Below are 20,960 nucleotides of genomic sequence, written 5' to 3' on the forward strand. Positions count from 1 at the left end.
TTCCTTATTGCTCAACAACTGTGTTCTTCTTACAGACCTTACGCAGGTCAGCCAGCCATTTCCCGATCAATTCCTTGTCATACTGGGGAACCAGACCCAAACGAGGATGCTTATTACGATGGTGTGCCCATGAAACCAACTTTTTTGCAATTTGTAGCTTTAATTTTCCAGTAAGGCTTTGCCACTCCGGGCGTTGCGTGTACAACTGAATCCTGGCTTCGCTTTCAGCGGTATATTTTTGCCACGCTCCTGTTTTCTGGTCGGCATATCGGCGAAAGGCTGCTAGTTGGAAGGGGGTGAGTTTAAAGTTGAAATGGTGGTCACAACACTTCAAAAAGAAGTCGTGATCCATGGCAAAGTGTAAGTCTTCTTCAAGTGGTCCTGCAGTCTCCCAAACTTTTCTACACCAGAATGTTGAATGCTGACCCAGGTAAGCTTGATGAGCCAGCATCACGGCCATTGTTGGATGGACCCCCACTCCACAGGCACGTGTTCCTAAGAATTCCTCAGTCTCGTGTTTATAAGAAATCCATGCTCCTGTAACAATGTCTACTTTTTTCCTCGTGAATAGAGCAGCAACATGATACAGAGCGCCAGGGAGATATAAATCATCACTATTCAGCCATGCCATAATCTCGCCGGTACAGCGAGCAAAGCCCTTGTTAATCGCCTGGCTTTGCCCTCGATCTGGCTCACTGACCCAGTAGGTTAAGTAGCTCTGGTATTTCTTGATGATTTCGACCGAATTATCAGTACTGCCTCCATCGATAATGACGTATTCAAGGTTAGGATAACCCTGCCAAAGCACAGATAGAATCGTTTGTTCAAGAAATTGCCCCTGGTTGTAGCTAGGGGTGACGATGCTAATGCGAGGATATTTACTAGCATCTGCTGGTTTGTCTACCAGGGATTGGCTGTAGTCTAACCACCTTTGGCTAATTTCATTCAGTAGTGGATTGGTCACATTCTTTGGTAGGAGTGCTGGATCAATTTGCATCATCATTCCTCAAGAGCATCCGGAGAACTGTCCTATCGCTTGCTGGTATAAGTCTGTGTAGCGCTTCACTTGAAGCTCTAAAGAATACTCCTGAACGGCAATCTCACGACAGTGCTGACCCAGGCGATCGCGAAGGGCATGATCTTCCAGTAGTTCCAGGATGCCCTTGCATAAATCAGCAGGATTGCCTGGTTCCGCCAGATATCCGGTCACACCAGGACGAATTAATTCAGGGACCCCACCAACTTTGCAAGAAACTGCGGGAGTGCCACAGGCCATACTCTCTTGCAAAACGATGGGCAAGTTATCAGCACGGGTTGGGAAAACCAATAAATCGGCAGCGGAGTATGCAACCGTTTTAAGGCGATCGCTACTGACGTAGCCCAGGTTGAAAATTGGCATTCCTATCATCGTTGAAATTCCCTCACTACCATCTCCCAAGGTGAGCAAAACGATTTCAGCTTTGATGGAATCAGGCAGTTTTTGCAGGGCTTCCAGTAAAGAATTTCCGCCTTTACGAGAATCGGTCAAGCGTTGTGCACCAAAGATGAGAACTTTTTTGTTACCTGGAATCCCAAGTGCTGCCCGACATACTTCTGGATCGAGAGGTTGATAAGCTTCTGTATCAACTCCGTTGGGAATGTGATGAATTGGAAAGCGCTTCAACATACTTTGTTTTGCCTGTTCAGCCATCCATTTGCTTGGAGTGACAACCGTTAAACGAGAACGGCTGTAGACCCAGTCTTTTAACTTCCACTCCAGGTGAGAACAATCTTTTGAAATGGATGGATAGGCATCAAGATGGGGACATTTTCCACAACCCGTTTTCCAGCGATCGCAGCCAAAGCTGTAAGCACAGTGACCTGTAAAGCTCCACATGTCGTGGAGGGTGATAATAGCGGGTTTGTTTTTTGTTAGGGAAGGAAGCGCTAAATAGTTGAAGTAACCATTGTGTAAGTTATGAAAATTGAGCACATCCGCTTCCTGGTAATAGGGATGCTTTGGGATATCAAAAGCGCCCAGGAGGTTAACATTGTTGAGACCCAAAGGGGATGTCAGTCGGGACAGTTGGTTTTCCAGACGGTATTTTCGAGGAATGACAGCTACCGCACGACTTCCCGTCTTAGCGGCGCCAACCAGTAGCTTTGAGCTAAAGCCTTTAGCAATTAAGCCCTGATGGAGTCGATAAGCTGCGATCGCAGCTCCACCCAAAAAATCAAATTGATTAATTTGTAGAACGTTCATAGCAAGGGCTTAAATTAAATATTTCTGGAAGGTATTTTTCGCTCATAGCATTTACTTTTTAACAATGTGTAACCTGCTTTTTTGAGTAAATATAAACTGATCTTTCCTATCTTTAAAGTATTTGTCTACAGCATCTCTACACCCAGAATAGGTGTAGTAATCATCGATTACTAATGTTCTACCCGAAACTAAGTTGGGTTCGATTCTTTGCAATGATAGTAGAACAGAATCAAACCAATCACAATCAATATGGGCGAGAGAAATGGAAAAGCTGATTTTCAGTGTTTCTTCATAAAGACCTTTAACCAGATGAATTCTATCTCTGGTCAAATCAAAATTATAGGAGGCGAAGTTATTGATGACTTTTTCATATAAATTTTCGATGTAGCCATAATACTGATCACCATCAATTCCAGACGACTTTCCGCTGGAAATAACCTCATAGCGGTTATGAACATCCTGACCATCTTTATTTGAAGGAGGAGGTATCATACCAAAAATGTCATACACAAAAAGCTCTCTTTGTTGTGCTTTTGAATAGGCAAGCACAATTGAAGAACCTCCAAGAGCGCATCCAGTCTCAACAATGGCACCTTTGATATTTTTTCGCTCGTTTTTTCTAGCAACTTCTGCCAGATCATAAAGCGCACTGATTCCTAAGTAACTAAGGCGACTATCAGTAACTTTTTGTGCAATATCAAGAAGTTCTCGATCCCGCCTATTGATAAGCTGACGTATGGACGCTTTAATAGTTTTGAGCATAAAATTCCTAATTTAAGCTGCACTTCTAGCTTTGTCAACTACCTGGATGAACTGACTCTTCCATTGTTGGATAGCTTCCATATTTAACTTGATTTCAGGCGTTGAACTGCCATCAATCCACTGACTAATATAGTCAAAATTATCTCTCTCAACAGTTGGCAGGTCAGTATCTTGAGCAATTTCTTTTGCTCGATTATCAACCTCTAAAATTAGCGATCGCTTTCTGGCACAAAGACAGCGCACCCCCCCATGAAGTCGCGTGCCAATGTAATCAAATGCAATACCAGAATGAATAAACTGATCTAGAGATAACAAAGAATGTTCCAATAAAGTGACTGGAACGTTCAGATCTGAAATATATTGCTTATCTCCCCTACCCTGGGGCCAGACATATACATTGGTGTATTTGGCAAGCAACAACTCTAACAGCCTTCTATCTAAATCAGGCTTTTTCTTGTAATCAGTTAGCATTACCAGTACATTACTAGATTTTTCACGCGGAAATTCTTCAGAACGAATGCCCGCAAGAGGCCACATAGTAGGGCAACCTGTGTTTATAACATTGTTGATTCCAATCGCTTGCAGCTTTTTCAGCGTATAGCGATCCCTGACAGAATGATTCAATTTTCCGGATAAAACTGTTTTTAGGAAAAACCTTGTGTATAGGTTAGGATCTTCCTGGTACTGCCACCAGCCAACACCGAATAAAATAGCTCTCCGAATTCTAAATGCATGTCGAAGGGAAAGTCTCCACTGCCTGTACGCATCCATGTTAGATGAAAGTAAGTTTGTACCTCCTACAATAATGAGTGGACAAGCACGGATTGTTTTAAGGTGTTCTGGTTCCAGGAAGGAATGAGTTGAAAACCGAATAATTTCCTGATTTCTAAAAATCTCATTCAACTCTCGATTGACAGCCTCCTGGATAATTAGATCACCAAGATTTGAACTATAAGAACCATCGTGACTTTCAATTCCTGGGTCAAACAAACAAATCTTCATGTATCCTCCTCCTGGTCGAGAGCAAGTAAATCTATTGATGCAATTCACTAATCAAGTAGAAATAACAGCTATGTTCGTAATGACCTTCTTATTCTTTGTAGAAAACCTTGTTTTTGAACGGAAACTGATTGACTAACTTCCTGAATAGTTGAATTCAATATTTCACGTAACTTTGTTCCATCATCTCTAAGCTGGTTACCGACTTTTTCAACACGTTCTGAAATATGGTGAATATTTTCTTTGAGATAATCCAACTTAAATGACAACTTATCAAAATCAAATATTCCTATACCTAAATCTAGAAGATCATTGTCATCCAAAAGTCTTCTCACTTTGTCATCATAAAGAATAGCAATGAAAGGGGTTCCAATCTGTAGAGCAAATATCACTGAATGGAATCTTGTTCCAATCAAATATGGACACTCATAAAGGGGCTTAATTGAAAACTCTTGAGGAACCTTCTCAAAACCAAGTTTCTGAAAAATATCTGACTCACAATAGGGAGCAAATCTGAGTGGAAAAGGGACTACCTCGCCCATATTTTGAATCAGTTTCCCCCAGGCTGTTGGGTCATATCCTTGAGGATGCCTGGATGCTAGACTGACCGCGATCGCATCATTTTGAGGAACTTCTGCCCTTGGTGGATAAGGAATCATCCAGGTCAAATCGGGCAGAACTTTTACTTTAGGGTGATAGTCCAATAGTTGATGACTCTTTTGATCCCGAACAATAAATAGTTTGGAGTGTTCAACCATCCATAGAAGATCCGGCTTTAAGTCAGCATTTAATTCATTGATTCCCAGACCTACAACACCAAACGGTTTCTTACTCTTCCCTAACCATCGGGTTATATCTGACCAGATTCCTGTTCTTGCCCAGACTAAACCACCACCACCAATTAAGATAAAATCAAACCAGTCCATTGACGGGGGTTCTTCATGGTGAGGAAATAGTACAACTTTGTGAGGATACAAGGCGTGAACAAGCGCTTGCCCCAAACGGTCATCCCCATAATTTAATTGATGATAGTAGCCAAAAACTGCAATTTTCATTTGTAAGCCTGAAACAGGTAGAAACACTAAGCTCTGGACATGAGTTGTCGGACATATAGAAGTTTTTGTTTAGCTGAAATTAATGAGTTCCAGATGACAGCTCCCTGCTGTTCTCCCAGAGCAAAATTCAGCGCAGTCCAGTAGGTTTTGGGAGCCATCGGGTAATTCTTTAAGAGTTTTGACAGATATTTGAAACTGGTGTTGTAGAAACCAGATTTACGGGCAGTTAAACACCATCGGCAGTAGGCTTCATACTGCGGATCGCAGGCTGGAGAAGCATTGAGTTGTACAGGTTCTTTAGAATTCAGAGATGAGAAGTCTTTTACATCTACATCATCGTCAGAGGATAGTTGAAGATTTGCGATCGCCCGCTGATAAATCTGTTGCTTAATCTCCTGGATTCTTAACTGATCGCGGGTATGGGAAATGCTACCAATGTGCCAACGATATTGGAGGAGTCGTTCTGGCAAATTTGCTAGCTTGCCATATTTTGCCAGCTTCAGAAATAGATCAACATCCTCAAAATGATATTCCTGTGTATAACCTCCTGCTTTTCTCACCGCATCTGTTCGCATCATCACCGTCGGGTGGCAAATACGTGCTCCCTTCCATTCCAGGAGTTCTCGAACAATCCGATCATGCTCCTGAGTGATAGGGGGTGTACACAGTACATCACCATCTGGATCAATCACTGTTAGAGCAGTCCCTAAAGCAACACAATCAGGGTGTTGTTCCAGATACTCTATCTGTAATTCAAATCGTTTGGGTTCAGCAATATCATCCCCGTCCATTCTGGCAATGTACTTACCCTTTGCCAAACCGACCCCCTTCTGCAACGTCCTGCATAAACCCATGTTTGGATGATGATAAAACTGAACTCTCGGATCGCGTAGAACATATTTTTGGGCAATCACGAAACTGCAATCAGTAGAGCCATCATCCAGTAGCAATAGCTCAAACTGGCGACAGGTCTGGTTCAAAATACTTTCTATCGCCGTTTCCAAATACTTTTCACTGTTATAGAAAGGAAGCAAGACCGAGATGAGGGGGCGATCGCGAAGGTTCCAATTCATTAGCCAGCCTCCTCAATATTTGCCAGAGTTAGCTCCGATAGCTTGAGAAAGTCGCCCTTGAGGTAAGGCAGTAAAGGTCTTACACAGGTCACTGTTTTAATGCCATAGATTTGTTTCAAGTAGAACAGGGAACTGCTAAGTGTAGAACAACACAGGTCAACCTTATTTTCAGAAACCAGAACTTCGATAGGGATCTTCTGCTCTCCTGACAGGTACACCAGATTATCAGAAGACACCATTCCCTGGAGGTCATCAAAGAGAGGTTTTCGGTTGCGAGGATGTTCTTTCCAGTAGATGATGTATCCCTGCTCAGTCAGTTTTTGGATCACGGTTGCGAAGGCAGCAACCTCATGCTGTCTTGGAAAGGAGTGGAGATGACTGAGGTTAGATCCCAGCAAAAGAGCATTCTTTTTTCCAGAAGCCGATTCTAGCGCAAACTGGCATTGCAGCCGGTAATACAGACCTGAAAAGAAGGTTTGTAATAGGGAAGGCTCTACAACTTTCAGGTCAGTATTTTGAAGAACAAGAGGAATTGGAAGTTGTTTCCCTATGACTGAGTAAAATGTTTTAATTCTCCGAATATGGCTGCGTTTTACACCCTCATGCTGCCAGTCAAGCTGATTTGAAAGCCATTTCTGAAGGAGGTGTTTGTAGTTGATTAGCGTTGCTCTTAGATTCAACAGGTTAACAGGGGGAAATTCAACTAGATACTTTGTTGGCGCATAGGTATGTAGCCCATCTTCATATAGATAAATAGTTGCTTTAGAAAATATGTCAGCACATAGTCGCTCATCTAAAAATTGGATTTTGCACAACCAGATCTCATCAACCTGAGAAGTATGAGTAAGGTTGAAAGCAGTCAGTATCTGATGAACAGACGAATGCTGTTCCTTAGCAACGTTTCGATTCCAATCGGTACTTGTCCAATTGACCCAAATAGTGCCATGCCAATGCCAAGATAGACCACTAATAGTTTCTACGAATTGAATCAGTTCTAAATTCGCCGTTTTACGACTGTAGAGAATTAAATAATCCCTGTAAGCAATGCCAGGATTGTTTTTCTGTTCCTGTTGAAAGGCTGCAACTACCATACATAGCTGCCAGATGCCGTTGACAAACGCAAACCGGATCCTCATAACTTCAGAAGATGGTAGAACATGGTAAAGGACACCCCGGTAAACCTAGTTTCCTTGCCAGTCTTGTCTCTTTTGTAAAGAAGAAAAATGGATATTAACTAACATGGCCTGGTAGTTTGGTTTAAGGGCAAAACCTATCCTTCTCTTCTGTCTTTGTCTCACTCTTTCAGGACAAACCGTGAAGAATTATGTGTTCTTTAAGGTTACAAATCCCGGCAACAACTGACTCTCCCAAAAATTTTTTCTGGAGATTACAGTGGTAGGATGACTGGATGGTGTGCTTCTGCTATTCTTCCCCCGACTGAAAGCTGTAGGCGAAGCTCTCCTCGATTTTTTCAGTCTGGCTGACTTGGAGGAATGGCTGCTGGCACATCCTTAAAATAGGGTTTCCAACCGTTCCAGAGCTAACCAGAACCCTTCTCCATCATTTTTGTGTCCCTGCCAAATTTCAGGAATAAACGACGCCTGGGGAGCGGTTTTGTCCAGATCTTCTGCCAGAGCCGGGAAATCGATTTCACCTTCCCCAATTTGTAGCCCCTCCCCATCAATTCCTTGGGCATCGGCAATGTGCAGGTGGGCGACGTAGGGACCCACCTGTTCCACAAATTGTTTGAATGACCACTTGTGGTGGGTACACGCCAGTTTAGAGTGGGAGACATCGAGACAAATGCGGTATCCGTTCTCTTGACAGAATTTTGCCGTGTCTTGGGGATCGACAAATAGATTGTGGTAGCGTTGTCCACCAAAGTGCCAGGGGAAGGGTGGCATCGTTTGAGGAATGATTTCTACACCATCCATATTCAGTTGTGACAGGCTATCCAGCAGCAGATTGTAGAGCCTGCCCCGTTCGGAAAGAGGGAGCGGAGCATCGACCGTAAATCCACCCACGTTAGTGACAATACAGGGGCGGCCAGCTTTTTTGAAGAAAGGAATTAGCTGCCGGGTCAGGTTAATGACTCGTTGTAGTTCAGCGATCGAATGTTGACGGTAGGCTTCATCGGGTGAACACAGGTCTAAAAGATGATCACCTGCAAACAGTTCTGGGCTGTGAATAACAAAGTCCAGATTGTAGGACTGATCAAAGTATTGGTGAATGTCTTGTTCTAAATCCTTGTAACTGAGGTGAAATTCCAGCAAATCAGGGCTGGTCTTTGTCAGTAGTGCTTTGAAGTCATGGTAGCGGACAGGCACTCCCCAGGGACGTTTGAATCGGTAGGGACGGGCTTCTACTTTTGACTCTTCCAGGTCACTGGGGAAGAAGAAGTCGCCCGCCTTGAAGGTGCGACGAGCCCGTTTACCAATCAACTCCTGTTTGCGATTGGGTTGTAAGCCCTGTCCAGGACTTTTAATCTCGATCATATCCGCTGTGATGATCTGTCCCAGTTGTAGATCGCAGTTAATCACTAAACTTTTTGCCAGAGTTTCCCGGTTCATCAGTTCGCCCTGGCTGAGTCGCCGTTCCGCCCCCGTCCCCATGGACTGTTCAACCTGACGAATACCTTCCACCATCGAGCGAAATTCATCGGGCAGCAGGCTAACTTTATGATCGTTGCCCTCCATCGATTTGTCGAGGGTAAAGTGTTTTTCAATTACTTTGGCACCTCTAGCGACAGCAGCGATCGCCACATAAATGCCCCGCTCATGGCCAGAGTAACCCACGGGACAGTCGCCAATTTCCTTCAACCGATCCAGGTAGTTGAGATTGACATCTTTAAACGGTGCGGGATAGGTGGAGTTACAGTGCAGCAAAACGTACATAGCTCCCAGGCGCTGTAACAGTCGAACAGTTTCAGCAATTTCTGCTTCGGTGGACATTCCAGTTGAGCAAAGAATTGGTTTGCCAGTCTTTGCCAGAGCGGTAAGCAATTCGTGGTTGGTCAGGTCAGCCGAGGCGACTTTATAGGCCTCCATGCCATAGTCTTCTAGCATGGCAAGGCTTTCTAAGTCCCAGGGGGTACACAGAGGCAGAATGTTTTGCGCTTTGCAATAGTCGAACGCGGTAAACATTTCTTCTGGTGTGAGTTGAAACCGGGACAGTAAATCGAGGGTATATTGGGAACCCAGATCCTCGCTGGCATCGTTGGCGTTACCTGCATTGCGATAGAGTGATTTCAAATCCCGCATCTGAAACTTGGCGCAGTCTGCTCCAGCAGCGATCGCTGCATCAATCAATTGCCTGGCTAAATCGAGGTTACCATTGTGGTTATTACCAATTTCAGCAATAATGAATGCTGGAGAGTGGGCATCAATCGTGAAGTTGCCAATACGAATTCCATCGGATCTGCGACGGGCGATCGCAACCAGGTGTCGATTGTGATCGAGTAGTGGAATAAACTCAATCTCATTAGAAAAGTAGGATTGAATCTTTTCCGGGTTATCTGTATGGTGGGCAAACTTGTAGTTTTTGTTACTAATTCGGGAAACGGGCTGATTCAGATTAATGGTGTCTTGCTGCACTAACCAGCGGCGAAAGTCACCATCGGTTACAATCCCTTCCAATTCACCGGACTCAGTAACGGAAAAGATGATCCGACTTTTGTTGTCGCTAATTTTTTTGAGTGCGTTGATGATATTGTCTTCAGCAAAGACGATATATTTAGCAAGATTCTTTTCGATGATCATACAGGTTAAGGCTGTCTGTTCAGTAGAAATTCGATGTACTCAAAGTCAGCAATTGAGTCAATTTCCCAACTCTGTTCTTCGGTCATTTCAAACAGGGAAATTTTGCCACCGAGACGGTTTCCTAACTCTTTCAGCACCCAGGGTTTAAAGACATAGATCGAGCCATTTTCCATAAATTGAGGATTCATATCCTGGCGGCGTAGACGGTTGCGATAGTCATAGTTGATTGACCTGGCAACACCATCCACTTGTTCCCACAGAAAGCGATGGTTGGGGGATACGGACAGCAATGAGTCGGCATTTTCCTGGCGCAGTTGAGTAATTGCCCGGTCAATGTCGGTGCCACTCCTCAAGGGAGAGGTGCATTGCAAGAACACTACCAGTTCAGGAGTAATCCCTGTAGTTTCAATGGTGGTCAGTGCATGCAGGAGAGCAGATTCGGAAGAGGCTGTATCGCTTGCCAGTTCGGCTGGACGGTCGATGATCTTGGCTCCATACGCTAAGGAGACTTCAGCAATTTCGGGGTCATCGGTGGAGACATAGACGCGATCGATTAATTGAGATTCTTTGCAATCCAGAATGGAATGGGCAATCAGGGGTTTACCCGCTAACATACGGATGTTCTTACCAGGAACACCTTTGGATCCTCCACGGGCAGGAATAAGGGCGATAATGCTCACAGTTGATTCTTCAAATAACGAACATTCTTCTGGGCCAGTTGAGCCATCATTTCAGCCTGACTACGGATTTTGCTGCGCAGGCTTTCTCCCTGGTCCAGATAGAACTTGGCGAGATCGACAACATCTCCTGCTTCTTTGTGCAAATTGAGTGCATCGAAGGTCGGAGCATCAAGCCCCATCTGTTGAACCAGTGCTTGAGTTTTATATGTATTTGCAGTGAATGTGACAATGGGCGTTCCACCTGTTAAGGCCAGAATACTTGGATGCCATCTACCACTGATATAAACATCTGCATTTCCCAAAATGTCTACCGCCTGCTGGGTAGGGGTTGTTAGTGAAATTAGGGGTAGATTCAACTCTTGTGCAATCGGACGAAAGATTTTTTCATCGACTGGGTCAGGTGCAGTGAGCACTACAGGCGCAACATATTGTCGCAACTTTTCACAAAGAATTTTGAAACCCGGAATTGGATCATAGCTTGGGCGATCGCGCCTGAGATAAATTGAACTGCCACCAACACAGATGTAGGGTTGAGATGGATTAAACCCCGATGCCGAATCAGGATGAATGCTGAAATAGCCATCACGTGATCCTAAAGAAGCCAACAATGTTTTTTCAACTGGTTGATAGGTAAATGCTGCATCAGCAGCTAATGCTGAATTATCTTCTCTTACAAATGCTTGACAGGCTTCTGCTGACAATGGCTCGCGGAATATTACATCATCCAGTAGGGGATAAACCTGCGCCACCATTTCAGCCATGATTGGATCATGAACATCAGCCGTGTGATTCGCTAATACGCACGGTTTGCCAAAATGAACTTTTGCCAGGTAGGCAATAAATAACATCATGCGCCCTTTTCGTTGGCGATCGTAAATACTTCCTTCCCCATTGATGAAAACCAAATCGCATTCTTCAAGTGCTTTTCTCTCAAGTTGAAGAATTTCACCTGAAAGCATTTTCTGAGCAAAAATAGGAAATTCTTCAAAGAAATTTGGTATCACATCTCTTGCACCAGCTATTCGATTCCAGCGAGGTCCAATCCACCTTTGCTGGACATATCGTGTAAGGCTTTTCCCTGTTGGGAGATGCTCAAAAATTGATGTGAAAATATCCTCAATCTCTTTAAAGTTTGAACTGATGTATCTTTCAGAAAGAGACATCCGCTTGAGATATAGCGTATGAGTAATATCAACTATTCCAGTTTCATTTACCATCCTCCGTAGAGCACCTGTTGTTGCCCTACAACCCCAGTTTTTTGAATCTGACGTATCGTTGACAAAGAAAACTTTCATCACAACTAGGATTCCTTGTAAGGAGTTGTAAACAGAGCCTTTATCTCAAGCATTTAATAATAATCATACTTCTTCAAGGTTTGAAACCAAATCCCATGACCTCGGTTGATAAAATTTACATTTACTCATGCTCGAATCACCTTTAACCACAAAGTTAAAAGACTCAATAGTGTCAAAAATATAGTTGGAATCTTTTCTTAGATTGATACTGGCAGTATAAACACCTGGCTTGAAGCCAATATATGGCATCTGCATCTGAATCTCATGAGTGCCTTGAACAACATCGAATAGTTGCTGATCTAACCAACCGCTTAAGAAAAGAACTGTTTCATTCTCACCACTAACCTCATGAACTTCCACTCTTAAACTCACATTCTTAAATCCTTGATGAGCTTTAAATCTGGTGCAAAAAATTGCTGATTCACCACTTCTTAGTGAGTTGAGAATATTTCCTTTTTGATCTCGAAAATATACAGAAGTGATATCAATACCAGAACTTTTAGTAGATGATTTTTCAGGAATATGCATTACACCTTGAATCACCTTGACACTATTCAGGAATAAATCCTCCTCATACATTTCAATAATCTTTTCAGGTGAGCCAGAGGCAATTAATGCTCCTTTTTGCAAGTATATTGCAGAATTAGATACTGCCATAATTGCCATTGAGTTATGGCTAACAAATATAAAAGAGGTACCTTTTGCACGTAATTCAGCCAGTTTACGAGTACATTTGCTTCTAAACTTTGCATCTCCAACGGCCAGAACTTCATCAATCAGCAAGATATCTGGTTCAGTATGGATTGCACAGGCAAATCCAAGACGGGCAGTCATTCCAGAACTGTAAGTCTGTACAGGAGCATCGATCGCGTCCCCAATCTCAGCAAACTCCACAACCTGATCAAACCGCTCATCAATTTCTTGCTGAGACAAGCCCAGAATTGACATATTGGCATAAATGTTTTCTCGCCCCGTCAAAATTGGGTTAAACCCTGCACTTAATGCGATCAGTGGTGCAATTCGTCCATACACATCCACTGATCCGGTATCTGGCTTAATCAAACCGGCAATTACTCGCAGTAGAGTTGACTTTCCGCTGCCATTTTTGCCCACCAGACCGAGGGCTTCTCCCCGGCGCAATTGAAAACTGACATTCTGTAACGCCCAAAACTCCTTGGGGCGCAAACGGTCGCTTTCCTTTCGCAGCCCAACCAGATCAGCGGTAATATCCTGCACACCGTAGAGCAGCGATCGCTTCAAATCTCGACAAAACTTTTTTGACACCCCATTCACTGACAAAACGATGTCATCAGCGGCTGTCAAAATTTGCTCCTGGTCATTCTGGTTTAATGTTTTAACCATGACGGATCGATCCCTAACTCACTTGCATTATTTGGAACGAGGACAGTGCTAATTTGTTCCACTTACAGCTATTTTCAAATGTCTAAGCCACACTTTAGCTCCTGGCCTCCAGTCCCTAATCCCTATCAAAGTGTAGAAACTCAAATGAAAAACGCTGTAATTTATAGCGGTAGTCATTGTGGTTAGGACGGGGTGCAGGGGTGGAATCCCTGGCTGGGGGCGAAGCCCCCACTCCCTCTTTAATTCCAATGTCCTAACGCACCTGCGTAGAGCTATATTTGCTTAAGAACTCACTCGCTCAATGACATAGGGCATTGCAACCCGGTAAAGAATCCAGGCAACCAGCAGGCCGCCGATAGATACCCCGCTGACAATCCAGAATCCCTGAGGATCTGAAATAACCCCTATTGTGGCAAGTTCCCGTGTTGTCACCAGCAAAGGAGTCACCGGGTTGAGCCTTACCACCGTGGCAAATGTGCCACCGTTCGGTACTGGAAACACTACTGGTGTCAAGAATAACCAGGGACCTACAATCAATGGAAGTGCCTTTGACACATCGTTGTATAACCCTGCCAGGGGAGCTAGGAGTAACCCGATGAAAGTCCCTAACCAGATCAGATGAAGCAGAGCAACTGGTGCGATCACGATCGTCCAGGGCACCGGAATCCGAAACCAGAGAAACACACCCGCAATCAGAATGATCTTGATGCCAAAGTTGAAAAAGACTTGCCCCAGCTTTGCTAGAATGATTGCCTCACGGGGAAAATTAATCTTCGCCAGCAATCCCTTTGAAGTCGTGACTGCTTGAATGGGAGCGTTGAGTGCTTCAACAAATGTCTGCCACAACATCGTGCCAAGCATGACATAGGCAGGATAGGGGATGTCGGTTTTGCCAATGTTAATCACTTTTGAATTAGTAGCAAACGTAAAACCCACTGCCAGAATAATCGGTGGAATAAATGCCCAGGCAATTCCAAATACCGATTGACGATATTGTGCACTCAGGTCTTTAATCATCAATCGCCATGCCAGTTCCCGTGATGCCAGCAAGTCTCTCCACATCTTTTTCCAGATAGGGAGTCCCGGTTGCCGAAACCAGCTTGCAGAGGTATAAGTAACCTGATGGGGGCGACCTGATGGAGAGATGGGTGAATGTGCGATCGCCGATGAATTCGTTCGCTGCGGTTTGTGATCGTTCATCAGTTGCCCCTGAGCAGTGACGTTTCTAGAAAATACATGAGGTGTGATTCCTCTAAACCTATACGTCTGCCAAATCGGCTATCAGGAGAGAATCCCAATACAAATTCCCTTTCTTCTTAGATTCTTTAAGATTTGTATAGCAGCGGTCAGGTGCCAGAGGTGAAAGATGTTTAAATCACCACCCTAAATTCTCCGGAGTCTTTAGGATTCCGGAGAACCAAACTCGCGTTCAGTCCTATTTGCTTACGGTTGCTCTGGGTCGAGGCCCAACTCACGCAAGCGAGCTGCTAACATCTCTGCCCGTTGTCGTTCCTGTTCGGCCCGTTGTCGTTCCTGTTCGGCCCGTTGCCGTTCCTGTTCGGCCCGTTGCCGTTCCTGTTCGGCTCGTTGCCGTTCCTGTTCAGCCCGTTGCTGCTCCTGTTCGGCCCGTTGCTGTTCCTGTTCGGCCCGTTGTCGTTCCTGTTGCGATCGCTCCTCTGCTGTAGGGAGCCAGTTGCCCTCCGCATCATACCAGCGCAACCATAGCCCATCTGCATTCTGATAACGCCCCTGCCATACCCCCCAGTCCTAATTCAATCTCCTCAAACCAGAACCGCTGCTCAGGTAGTGCAATTTCCTGGTAGCGGGTGGCAACCAGTTGAAATACTTGCAATTGGTTCACATATCGATCGAACACCACATAATAGGGAACTCGCAAAATCTGCTCGTATACCTGCCATTTCGTCGGTGGCTGGTTCACTTCTCGTAGGCTTTTTCCCAGATCCTCCGATTCTGTACCGGGTGATAGTAGCTCAATTACCAGAAAGGGGGGAACTCCTTCCTGCCAGATGAGATAGCTCAGGCGCATTTCCTCCTGCTGCTGAGCACGCGCAACTCCCAGTACTAAAAACCAATCAGGGCGCTTGTACCACAACGTATGGCGGCTGTCATAGTAAAGGTTCAGATCACTGGCCGTAAAGATAGCATCCGGTGCGTAATTAGGTGGGCGGCAGGTTTCGTCCAGCAAACGAGGCTGAATCAGATGAAACTCGTCGGGCAAGCCAGGTTCCTCCGGATCTTCGCTGGGAAGATCATACATAGTTGGGAGGGGTTCTTGCAGTGGACGAGGGGGGTTAGTCTGGTACATAACTCAGGGCTTTGAACCGTAACTGCGGCTTAACCTGAGTGTATAGCAATTCTCATTCAAGTGAAGGATATCCCATTAAGACCTGGCGTGTGCATACAATCCTTTGACCTCTCCCCAAACCCCTCTCCGAGTCGGAGAGGAGCTTTGAATCCAGCTCCTCTTCTCTATAGCTCTTTTCAAGGGTGTGAGGTACCGTGAGAGTGCCCTGCACCCCACTGTACCTCACACTCCCGTACCTCATTCAAATGAAAACCGCTATACGAGGAAAGGGGTTGGGGGTTCGGTTTGAGCAAGTTTTGAATAACAATCCATTTATGTATGCACCATAGCCCATTAAAACGGAGGGGGTCTTCACACGAACAAAAATCACTATATTCGATTGCACTCTATCGCTATAGCCACCAGGCTTAGAACAGGGTGCATAAAGCCAATGTCCTAAGCAATCTGGCGACAGCTATATCAACCTATAAACACAAAATCTTGAATACCCCGATGCCCAACCATCCGCGCATGGCGACGGGTAAACTCTCCTACTGAAGGATTGCCGTTGGGGTGAATCATCCCCGTTGCCTGTTGCCAGAGTTCAGTCGGCGCGACTGCCACATCATAGGTCGCTGCTTTAGAAGAATCTGTGCTTTCGTGCTTACGGATGTGATACCACTTCGTTTTCTGGCACTCTGAACACCAGAATGCCTCCAGCCATTCGCCAACCAGTGGCACAGCAGTTTCTGACCGCACCAGTAGCAATGCATTTCGTCGGTTCATGCCCCGCTGTTGTAGTTGTCCAGCCTGGTCAGCAAAGAGGGGATACTTCTGACTCACACTGTCGAGATAACAACCATGAATCGGACAAAAAATCGATCGCCGCTGCGATCGCTTTCGATTTCGGGCACACCTCTTCTGCAATACGGCCTCCCCCATTCTTAATATGGCTTTAGACGGAAGAAGGTTACAGTGGAGGGACTGAGATCAAACGACCATCAAAGCCCAACTCCAGACGGATAGGTAGAAATCAAACCAGTGAGTCATTTCATTTTTCCGTCTGTTAAGAAGCATATCCGGATAAATGAATTCTCATTGGTCAACAACTTGAATCACTCAAACCTCTCAAGAGCTATGCTCAGAAGTGGTGTATGGTCAGAGAAGAAAAAAGGGCGTATCCTGCTGGATAAGCAAAGACCAGCCGAGGATATAGCTCTACGCAGGTGCGTTAGGACATTGGAATTAGAGAGGGAGTGGGGGCTTCGCCCCCAGCCAGGGGTTCCACCCCTGCACCCCGTCCTAACCATAATGACTACCGCTATACACCATGAGTAACGACAATCATCCTGCATGGTAGCCTCCAGAATCATCCGCATCGTTTAACGAGGCTCTGACTGAACTGGTTCGTAAAGGCGTTGGCTAGATCATCGCTCAAGCAGTGGAAGCGGAACAGAGTGGATGCTAAGAGCAACCAGAGGGGTGAGTTGGCAGGTCAGGGAAGTGATATTGGCTTGGGTGCTCATGCAGGCAGCTTCCCATTAGTGGGAGTTTCTCCGTCGCAGAGCCTCTGCTACCGCTCTGGCGGCATTGACTTTACCAAAGCCAAACCAATCACAGCGACCGTTCAGTCCATAGACTCCCCGGTTTATTCCGGCTATGTCTGGACTGATGTCTGTAATCTTATCGGCAGTGGTTTGCAAAATCTCCTTCACATCGGCAGCCCTCAATTCCGGGTTGGCAGACAGAACGAGAGCGGCAATTCCCGCCACTAAAGGGGCCGCACTGGAGGTTCCTCCAAACTGATTAGTGTAGCGGCTATTGGGAGAAAAGCCATTGCCAGATGGCTCGTTATCGATGGTCCAGATCGGTTCGCCAGGGAGTCGCCGATTGGGCTTAGTTGGGTGAGAATTATTGCTAGGGGCACAGACACTGATTTCGGCTCCCCAATTGCTGTAGGCAGCGTGCTGGTCAAAACTGGTGGAAGCTGCCGCTGAAATCACCTGGGGATGGGTGGCAAATCCATTCAAGATTCGCCCGGTGGTTCTCTGTTCGCCTGCTTCCGGATGGAGCCAGCGAAAATTTTCAACCTGGGAAGCATTGATGGGTGCGTTGTAGTTTCCAGCCGCAAAGCAGATAACACAGCCTTTACCCCGTCGCCCTCCTGCTGTTGCCACATGGTCTAACGTTGCGGATAGGGCTTCTGAAAGGGGCCAGTCAACGGGAGGGGGACCCCAACTGCAAGAGATGACATCACTGCGATCGCCCACTTCCTTGAAAATTTCAATCAGGCGATGGTCTTCGCCCCGGTTGGGGAACTGGAATCGTACTGGCATAAAAGCGCAATCGGGAGCCGCTCCCACAATGCCTACTCCGTTCCATTCTGCGATCGCAATGCCAGCACAGGGTGTACCGTGAAAATTTCCTGCTTCGGGAAAGGGATAATCGTCTTCATCAGCATAGTCTATTGGAGACACTATCTTGCCATTACCCTGTAAGTCCGGGTGGCTCAAGTCAAATCCATCGTCAATGATGGCAACAACGATGCTGCGATCGCCGCGAGTCATTTCCCAGGCTTTGGGCGCTTTGACCGATTGCAGATTCCACTGTTTGCCAAAAAGTTCATCGCCGGGCAGATTGGCGGGTAGAAAGCGGTTGATCAGGCTGGGTTCAGCGGAGACAATTTTTACTTCCTGCATTAGTCTATTAGCGATTTTAATTGGATTTTCGCCACTGGCAGAGGTGACTTGCACCAGGTAAGTATTGGAAAGCCAATCGTAATGTTTGAGTTTAGTCAGGTGATAGGTATTTAGAATTGCGTCGATTTCTGCAGGAGTTGTTTCTTCCCTGAACCGCACGATGATTTTATCGGTGATGTAATAGATGGTGCCTTCGGAATCCTTGGGATGGTAGGCATGGTGGGCGATCGCACCAGAAAATGCAGGCTCAGACCGCAATGCTGCCATTGTGCCTTCAAGGAATTCAGGGCTTGTTTTAAGCCGTAACTGTTTACGCGAAATTGATTTAATTTCCTGAATCCCAGTCATTTTGTGGAGTTGCTCCACCTGTTTGGAGTCAGGAATAACCAGGGTGAAGCGATCGCCCTCTTTCTCCAATTCAATTCGCTGCCCATTCCGCCAGAGGTAGTTGCCCGGATGTTCCGCTTTAGGAGGTGTTGATTGCTCAGCCATGGTGAATTCCTGCCTTTGTGAGAGGACAGTTAGTTGTTGGTTGTTAGTTGTTAGTTAAGTGAGGTGTAAGGTGAAAACTCAAACTCATCTATTCATCCACCCATCCACTCTCTCACTTCCCTACTCACTTCTGGCTCCTGGCTCCTGACTTCCTGGTCCGACTTGTTGTCGGAGTTTTGGTGGCTTCAGGCTCCGCTTTGGGTTCTTCAGCAAGTTCGGTTACAACTTCAGGTGTACCGACAGGTAGATCCAAACCATTGATAAAGCCTCGTCCCAAAGCAGGGATTGAGAAAGGGGCATGGCCCACGCGGGCGATCGCCTTAATCTGGTAAATCGTATTGGAGTCGAGTCCGACTGATTCTGGTCCACCCTCAATCTTCAATGTTGGAGTGTAGGACAGCACTCCTGCCTCAGTTGTAAGCGTTGCATAACCCAGATCAATTTCAGGACCGGGGCCACTAAAGGAGCGAGCACTGAAATTAACCCGGATTGCCAGTCCTAAGGGCAAAAGTAGATTGATCAAATGTCCACTGGCTGTGTCGCTAAAGGTGATGGTGACACTCAGTTGAAACGGCTCACAGTTTTCCAGTTGGGTGGTTGTCGGATTTTGAATACTGAGTGCCTGCAGGTTTGAAAGAGTACATTGCAAGTCAGCCGAAAAAGTTTGGGAGTCATTCATGGGGATATCCTCGGTTCGCTTTTGTCAAAACTGGCAGGCACCGGAGGAGGCACCCGCCAGTCTGGTCAGGTTACTGGGGGAGGTCTAGGTTGTTGGCAGACTTCCCAATCCTTGGGTCAAAAACCGAGTTATTCGTAAGCTTGAACCAGGATGCCAGAGATGAACCCGTTAGCGATGGAGAGGCGAGGACCTTCAGCACCCATGCGGAACAGCATGCTGATGCGATAGAGTTTGTCTCCATCCAGTGTGCCAGCAGGAACAGTAGCGGCTGCGGTGTAAACCAGCTTACCGGCGGAGGTATTGAACTTAACCTCTGCGATAACAGCCTCGGTGCCAGGACCATAAGATTCAGCGGTGTAGGTAACTTGAATGGGTACGTTCAGCGCCATCAATGCCAATGCACCCGAACCGTAGAACTCGATTTCGGAGTTCACACGGAAAGGCTTGTTAGCGTCGAAAACGGTGTCAACACCGCATTCATCAGACTCTATAGTCAAGGAGTTAACCTTCACATAGGTCGGATGGCAGCACAGTTCCATCTCAGACTCTGCAGTTCCTTTAATCTGTCCTTTGTCGGGACGGATGGTTGTCAGAGGTAGAATAGATTCAGACATAGTTTTGCGTTCCTGTTAGTCAATGTTTTGTTTTTTGATTTGTTCAAACTTGGGTTTTGCCTTGCTCGAACAAATCTATAGTGACTGACTAACCAAGAATGCGGCAGTACCCAGCAAGGGTACTCTTCCTAATTCACTACGATCCAATACTCATGGGGATTAACCCTTGCGAGCATTCAGCATGGTCCAGCGCTTATCCTGGGGATGAATGCGCATGGAGATGATGGTATATCCATGCTGATCCAGTACCTGCTGAATCGCATCAAGGTTGTTAACCTTAACCCACTGTTCAATCTGAGCAGGCTGTTCGTAGTGCAACTGGCTGTGAAGACAACCAGCCTCCCAGCCATCCATGAAGCGATCGCTCTGGGTAAATGCCTGAACCAGATTCGGGTTCTTCCCCTCTGCCGTTTTCTCAGCAACCATGAATACCTGAGATGGATCGGAGGGATGAGCTGTGACTCCAGTGATGGTGTAATTGTACTTTCTCAAAGTTCCCTTAAAATCGTTGAGCCTACTCAGAGAAATCCACTCTTTGATTTGTTTTGGAGCCTGATGCTTGAGGCGTCCGGTCAGCTCCCCCACCGCAAACCCATTTAAAAAGATTGGCTCCTGAATTCCCTCTAGCATAAAATCTCTCCTTAACCATAACTGGCGGCTAGAACGACTGGCGATTTAGAGATGCCTATAATAATGCCCTGAATGTTAAGGAAGATTTAAGCACAGGTCATGTGCCTTACGAAATAGTGGCCGGGTAGATTTTTACAAGCTTTACCGTTTTGCCTTACTGTGGCTGCGGCGGGTAGGGCGATCCCCACGGGTAGCCTGATCGCGACGACGGCGATCGCGCCAGTCTGCCAGTGTCAGGTAAACAATCCCGCCAGTCACGGCTACCAGTAAGCCAAACGCAATCAGAGCAAGAACACTTAATGCTGTGGATTCCAC

At 46.0% G+C, this 20,960-nt stretch carries 21 protein-coding genes; 1 reads left to right on the plus strand and 20 read right to left on the minus strand.

The annotated features are described in order from the left end of the window. Positions 1 to 4: 4 nt before the first annotated feature. From P4D80_RS24830 to P4D80_RS24860, 7 genes are all read right to left on the minus strand, one after another. Positions 5 to 1,003, minus strand: a complete 999-nt coding sequence (locus P4D80_RS24830; protein WP_421656722.1) for a glycosyltransferase family 2 protein — start codon at positions 1,001 to 1,003, stop codon at positions 5 to 7. A gap of 3 nt (positions 1,004 to 1,006) precedes the next feature. Then, entirely contained in the window at positions 1,007 to 2,242 is a 1,236-nt protein-coding gene (locus P4D80_RS24835) for a glycosyltransferase family 4 protein (RefSeq protein ID WP_421656723.1), read from the minus strand. Positions 2,243 to 2,293: 51 nt separating this feature from the next. After that, positions 2,294 to 3,004: a TylF/MycF/NovP-related O-methyltransferase gene (locus tag P4D80_RS24840; protein ID WP_421656724.1), complete on the minus strand. Its 711-nt coding sequence runs from the start codon at positions 3,002 to 3,004 to the stop codon at positions 2,294 to 2,296. Between the two features lie 12 nt (positions 3,005 to 3,016). Further along, complete coding sequence (locus P4D80_RS24845; RefSeq protein WP_421656725.1) at positions 3,017 to 4,006, minus strand: polysaccharide pyruvyl transferase family protein; 990 nt, start codon at positions 4,004 to 4,006, stop codon at positions 3,017 to 3,019. Positions 4,007 to 4,074: 68 nt separating this feature from the next. Beyond that, positions 4,075 to 5,058 (minus strand): polysaccharide pyruvyl transferase family protein, encoded by a 984-nt coding sequence (locus tag P4D80_RS24850; RefSeq protein ID WP_421656726.1) that lies wholly within the window; start codon positions 5,056 to 5,058, stop codon positions 4,075 to 4,077. 26 nt (positions 5,059 to 5,084) lie between these two features. Next, positions 5,085 to 6,131: a glycosyltransferase family 2 protein gene (locus P4D80_RS24855; protein ID WP_421656727.1), complete on the minus strand. Its 1,047-nt coding sequence runs from the start codon at positions 6,129 to 6,131 to the stop codon at positions 5,085 to 5,087. Next, entirely contained in the window at positions 6,131 to 7,267 is a 1,137-nt protein-coding gene (locus tag P4D80_RS24860; RefSeq protein ID WP_421656728.1) for an alpha-2,8-polysialyltransferase family protein, read from the minus strand. Before P4D80_RS24860 ends, P4D80_RS24855 begins: the two co-directional genes overlap by 1 nt. A 277-nt stretch (positions 7,268 to 7,544) precedes the next feature. Here P4D80_RS24860 and P4D80_RS24865 point away from each other — a divergent pair, with 277 nt between their 5' ends. Beyond that, positions 7,545 to 7,646, plus strand: a complete 102-nt coding sequence (locus tag P4D80_RS24865) for a DUF4351 domain-containing protein (RefSeq protein ID WP_421656729.1) — start codon at positions 7,545 to 7,547, stop codon at positions 7,644 to 7,646. Here the strand turns inward: P4D80_RS24865 and P4D80_RS24870 are convergent. From P4D80_RS24870 to P4D80_RS24930, 13 genes are all read right to left on the minus strand, one after another. Then, positions 7,643 to 9,889: an N-acetylneuraminate synthase family protein gene (locus P4D80_RS24870; RefSeq protein ID WP_421656730.1), complete on the minus strand. Its 2,247-nt coding sequence runs from the start codon at positions 9,887 to 9,889 to the stop codon at positions 7,643 to 7,645. The two genes, P4D80_RS24865 and P4D80_RS24870, sit on opposite strands and share 4 nt — an antisense overlap. 5 nt (positions 9,890 to 9,894) lie before the next feature. Then, positions 9,895 to 10,569: a cytidylyltransferase domain-containing protein gene (locus P4D80_RS24875; RefSeq protein WP_421656731.1), complete on the minus strand. Its 675-nt coding sequence runs from the start codon at positions 10,567 to 10,569 to the stop codon at positions 9,895 to 9,897. Next, positions 10,566 to 11,864, minus strand: coding sequence for a polysaccharide pyruvyl transferase family protein (locus P4D80_RS24880; protein WP_421656732.1), 1,299 nt, complete (start codon positions 11,862 to 11,864; stop codon positions 10,566 to 10,568). Before P4D80_RS24880 ends, P4D80_RS24875 begins: the two co-directional genes overlap by 4 nt. A 63-nt stretch (positions 11,865 to 11,927) precedes the next feature. Then, entirely contained in the window at positions 11,928 to 13,226 is a 1,299-nt protein-coding gene (locus P4D80_RS24885) for an ABC transporter ATP-binding protein (RefSeq protein WP_421656733.1), read from the minus strand. A gap of 282 nt (positions 13,227 to 13,508) precedes the next feature. After that, on the minus strand, positions 13,509 to 14,426 hold the full coding sequence (locus P4D80_RS24890; protein ID WP_421656734.1) for an ABC transporter permease: 918 nt from the start codon (positions 14,424 to 14,426) through the stop codon (positions 13,509 to 13,511). A gap of 243 nt (positions 14,427 to 14,669) precedes the next feature. After that, the gene (locus tag P4D80_RS24895) at positions 14,670 to 14,945 is read right to left on the minus strand and encodes a hypothetical protein (RefSeq protein ID WP_421656735.1); all 276 of its coding nucleotides are present in this window, start codon (positions 14,943 to 14,945) and stop codon (positions 14,670 to 14,672) included. Next, positions 14,932 to 15,504, minus strand: a complete 573-nt coding sequence (locus P4D80_RS24900) for a Uma2 family endonuclease (protein WP_421656736.1) — start codon at positions 15,502 to 15,504, stop codon at positions 14,932 to 14,934. Before P4D80_RS24900 ends, P4D80_RS24895 begins: the two co-directional genes overlap by 14 nt. 507 nt (positions 15,505 to 16,011) lie before the next feature. Beyond that, a complete protein-coding gene (locus P4D80_RS24905) occupies positions 16,012 to 16,473 on the minus strand; it encodes a hypothetical protein (protein WP_421656737.1) in 462 nt (153 codons plus the stop codon). Positions 16,474 to 17,072: 599 nt separating this feature from the next. After that, positions 17,073 to 18,722 carry a S8 family peptidase gene (locus tag P4D80_RS24910; protein ID WP_421656738.1) on the minus strand — a complete coding sequence of 550 codons (1,650 nt, stop codon included), beginning with the start codon at positions 18,720 to 18,722 and terminating at the stop codon, positions 17,073 to 17,075. 124 nt (positions 18,723 to 18,846) lie between these two features. Beyond that, on the minus strand, positions 18,847 to 19,401 hold the full coding sequence (locus tag P4D80_RS24915; RefSeq protein ID WP_421656739.1) for a hypothetical protein: 555 nt from the start codon (positions 19,399 to 19,401) through the stop codon (positions 18,847 to 18,849). A gap of 128 nt (positions 19,402 to 19,529) precedes the next feature. After that, a complete protein-coding gene (locus P4D80_RS24920; RefSeq protein ID WP_421656740.1) occupies positions 19,530 to 20,015 on the minus strand; it encodes a hypothetical protein in 486 nt (161 codons plus the stop codon). Between the two features lie 159 nt (positions 20,016 to 20,174). Beyond that, complete coding sequence (locus P4D80_RS24925; RefSeq protein WP_421656741.1) at positions 20,175 to 20,645, minus strand: hypothetical protein; 471 nt, start codon at positions 20,643 to 20,645, stop codon at positions 20,175 to 20,177. Between the two features lie 141 nt (positions 20,646 to 20,786). Next, a complete protein-coding gene (locus P4D80_RS24930) occupies positions 20,787 to 20,960 on the minus strand; it encodes a hypothetical protein (RefSeq protein WP_421656742.1) in 174 nt (57 codons plus the stop codon).

The organism is Leptothermofonsia sp. ETS-13 (assembly GCF_049200465.1).
Lineage (GTDB): Bacteria > Cyanobacteriota > Cyanobacteriia > Leptolyngbyales > Leptolyngbyaceae > Leptothermofonsia.